The 3,597-nt window shown below is 57.0% G+C and carries 2 protein-coding genes; both read left to right on the top strand.

Annotated elements, in window-relative coordinates; all coding sequences use genetic code 11:
• A partial coding sequence (locus P3X23_RS07600) for an amylo-alpha-1,6-glucosidase (protein ID WP_300874956.1) occupies nucleotides 1-2,072 on the top strand: 2,072 nt, incomplete at its 5' end.
• A 78-nt stretch (nucleotides 2,073-2,150) separates the two neighbouring features.
• The coding region (locus P3X23_RS07595; RefSeq protein WP_300874953.1) for a CoA-binding protein at nucleotides 2,151-3,597 on the top strand (1,447 nt) is incomplete at its 3' end.

Below are 3,597 nucleotides of genomic sequence, written 5' to 3'. Positions count from 1 at the left end.
ATGACGTGCTGCTCATTTGTGATGAGTTGGGCAATGTTTGCAATGACGAGCAACAGACGGCAATTACGGGTCTATTTTGCCAAGACACCCGCTTTTTAAGTCAAGCGGAGCTGCGCGTGGGGGGCGATCGCCCAGTGCTCTTAAGTTTTCACTGCACAGGCAGCCATGCCCTCAAGGTGGTGTGTACCAATCCCAAACAGCCCGATCTGCCAGCGGAAGCTCTGGCAATTGAACGATTCCTCGTCGTCCGCGGTGCTCTGTTTGAAACTATTCTCATCACTAACCACCAAGTGCAACCTGTGGTGGTGGACATTTGCCTCACCTTTGGTGCAGACTTTCAGGATTTATTTGAAATTCGCCAATACGGCAGTCGTCGGCCCCAGCGGGGACAAACGCTGAAACCAGTGAGTTGTGAATTGCGCCACACCAAGGGACGAGCTGATCTATGCTTTGCCTACCAAGGCCTTGACGGTGCCCTCATGGAAACCCAGGTGCAGTTTTTGGGCACCTCCCCCGACAGTCTGGACAACATGACAGCTCGCTGGCGCCTGCGGCTAGAACCCCAGGGTTACCACAGCATTCACTACTGTGTCCGTCCCTTCACCAATGGCTCACCCACAGCCCATGCAGCGGTACCCTCCTCCCTAGCTGCGGCGGATCAAGCCGCGCAACAGGAACGGCAACAGTGGTGGTCAGACTGCACAGAAATTGTCACCTCCAATCCCCAGTGGAATCGTATCCTGCGGCGGGGCATAGCAGATCTCTACATGCTGTTGCAATCCTTTAGTCACGGCAAGGTCTTGACGGCGGGTATTCCTTGGTTTGCGACGCTCTTTGGTCGCGACTCCATTATTGCAGCGATGCAAACACTGATCTTGAATCCAACGATTGCCCGCGATACGCTGCGCACCCTTGCCCATTACCAAGGAAAACAGATGTGTCCGCAGCGGGATGAGCAGCCGGGGAAAATTCTCCACGAGCTGCGCTGTGGCGAGATGGCGCGCAATCGGGAAATTCCCCACACACCCTACTACGGCACGGTGGATGCCACCCCCCTGTGGTTGATGCTCTATGCCGACTACTACCGCTGGACGGGCGATCGCGCCACCCTTGAAGCCTTGTGGCCCCACGCCCTTGCTGCCATGGATTGGATTGATCAACAGATGGCTACCACCGGCTATCTCACCTATAGTCGCCAAGCCGAGAAGGGAATTGATAACCAAGGTTGGAAAGATTCCAGCAATTGTATTGTCAACCGCCGTGGGCAACTGGCGCGCGGTCCTATTGCCCTGTGTGAAGTTCAAGGCTACGTCTATGCCGCCAAGACTCGCTTAGGTGCCATTGCTCAGGAGCTGGGTCATCGTCAGTGGGGCGATCGCTGGCAAGAGGAGGCCGCTGCCCTCAAAGACCGCTTTAACCGTGACTTTTGGCTAGAACCCGAAGGCTTCTATGCCCTTGCCCTCGATGGGGAAGGCCGGGCGGTGGATAGCTTCACCTCCAATGCAGGGCAGTGTCTGATGACAGGGATTTGCGACCCGGCCAAAGCTCAACGGGTAGGACAACGCCTCCGAATGCCGGATCTGTTTAACGGCTGGGGCATTCGCACCCTCAGCAGTACCTCCCCCGCCTACAATCCCATTGGCTATCATTTGGGGTCGGTCTGGCCCCACGACACCGCCCTCATTGCGCTGGGGTTGCGGGCAATTGGCGACAGTGACTTTGCCCTGACGTTGGTGGAGACACTCTTTGAAATGGTGTGTCGCCAGCCAGATCTGCGCCCCCCGGAACTCTTCTGTGGCTTTGATCGCCAACACTATCCCCAACCAGTGCAATATCCAGTGGCCTGTTCCCCCCAAGCTTGGGCCACGGGGAGTCTGTTTCAATTTATCCAGATCATGGTCTGGCCCCTCGTAGATGCGCCCCAGGGCAAGTTCTTGCTGCAGCAGCCTCTGTTGCCCCCCAGCATTGAAGAACTCCAGCTCCGCAACCTGCGCATTGGGGAGAACCGCTTTCACCTGCGGCTGTGGCGCACAGGCCAAGAGGGCTGTGACTGGGAAGTGCAGGCCACGTAACGAAGCGTAACTGAGGCTGATTGCCCCCGCTACAGTAGAGGTGGCTCAGTTCCTAACTTGTGTATCGCGAGTAACCACATGACCCGAACCACAGCCTACGACATTTGGCGCGCTGGCCATCAACCCCTGCGGCCTCTTTTTGCCCCCAAAAGTGTTGCTGTCATCGGTGCTAGTGAAAAGGAAGGGAGTGTTGGCCGCACCCTTCTTTGGAATTTGATTCAAACCCCCTTTGGCGGAACGGTTTTCCCAGTTAACCCGCGGCGCAGTTCTGTGTTGGGCATTAAGGCCTATGCCAGTGTGACGGCTATCCCCGAACCGGTTGATCTAGCTGTGATTGCAACGCCAGCAGCAACCGTTCCCACAGTCATTGCCGAATGCGCAGCAGCGGGGGTAAAGGGAGCCATTATTGTCTCGGCGGGATTTCGCGAAGTGGGAGCCGCGGGTCTGGCGCTAGAGCAGGAGATTCTGACGATTGCCCGCCAGGCGCGGATGCGCATTATTGGTCCTAATTGTCTGGGGCTAATGTGTCCGCCCACGGGCTTAAATGCCACCTTTGCCGCCACAATGGCGCGACCGGGGCATGTGGGTTTTCTTAGTCAGAGTGGTGCCCTCTGTACTTCAATTTTGGATTGGAGCCTACAGGAGAATGTTGGCTTTAGTGCTTTTGTGTCCATTGGTACAATGCTGGATGTGGGCTGGGGAGATCTCATTTACTACCTTGGCGATGACCCCCAAACCCGCTGCATTGTCATTTACATGGAATCTCTGGGGGATGCGCGCTCCTTCCTTTCAGCTGCACGAGAAGTGGCCTATGTCAAACCCATTATTGTCATTAAAGCTGGGCGAACTGCCGCCGCCGCTCAGGCCGCCGCTTCCCATACGGGGGCATTGACGGGGTCTGATGCAGTGGTGGATGCGGCACTGGAACGCTGCGGTGTGCTGCGGGTAGAAACTATCGAAGATTTATTTGACATGGCAGAGGTCTTGGACAAGCAATCGCGTCCTCAAGGCTGCCATCTGACAATTCTCACCAATGCGGGCGGTCCTGGCGTTTTGGCCACCGATGCCCTAATTCGCGCCGGCGGCAAACTGAGTACCCTCTCTCCACAGACCCTCCAAGCACTGGATCAGGTGCTCCCTGCCGCTTGGAGCCACGGCAACCCCGTGGATATTTTGGGGGATGCCACCGCCGATCGCTATCTCAAGGCACTGCAACACTGTGAAACCGATGCCAACAGCGATGGCCTGCTGGTGGTGCTCACTCCCCAGGCAATGACAGATCCGCTGGCGATCGCCCAAGATCTTGCCACCTACGCCAAAAACCGTCCCAGTGGCGCCAAGCCCATTCTCGCCAGTTGGATGGGGGGCACCAGTGTCAAGGGGGGAGAAGCAATCCTCAATCAGGCGGGCATTCCCACCTATGCCTATGCCGATACCGCTGCCCGCATCTTCAGCTACATGTGGCGCTATAGCGACCACTTGCAGGCGCTCTATGAAACACCCTCCCTCCCCCTCACCACAACCC

It is taken from the genome of Thermosynechococcus sp. Uc (assembly GCF_029335995.1).
Classification (GTDB): domain Bacteria; phylum Cyanobacteriota; class Cyanobacteriia; order Thermosynechococcales; family Thermosynechococcaceae; genus Thermosynechococcus.
The sequence above is the reverse complement of the archived record's forward strand: the minus strand, read 5'-3'. Positions and strand labels throughout refer to the sequence as shown.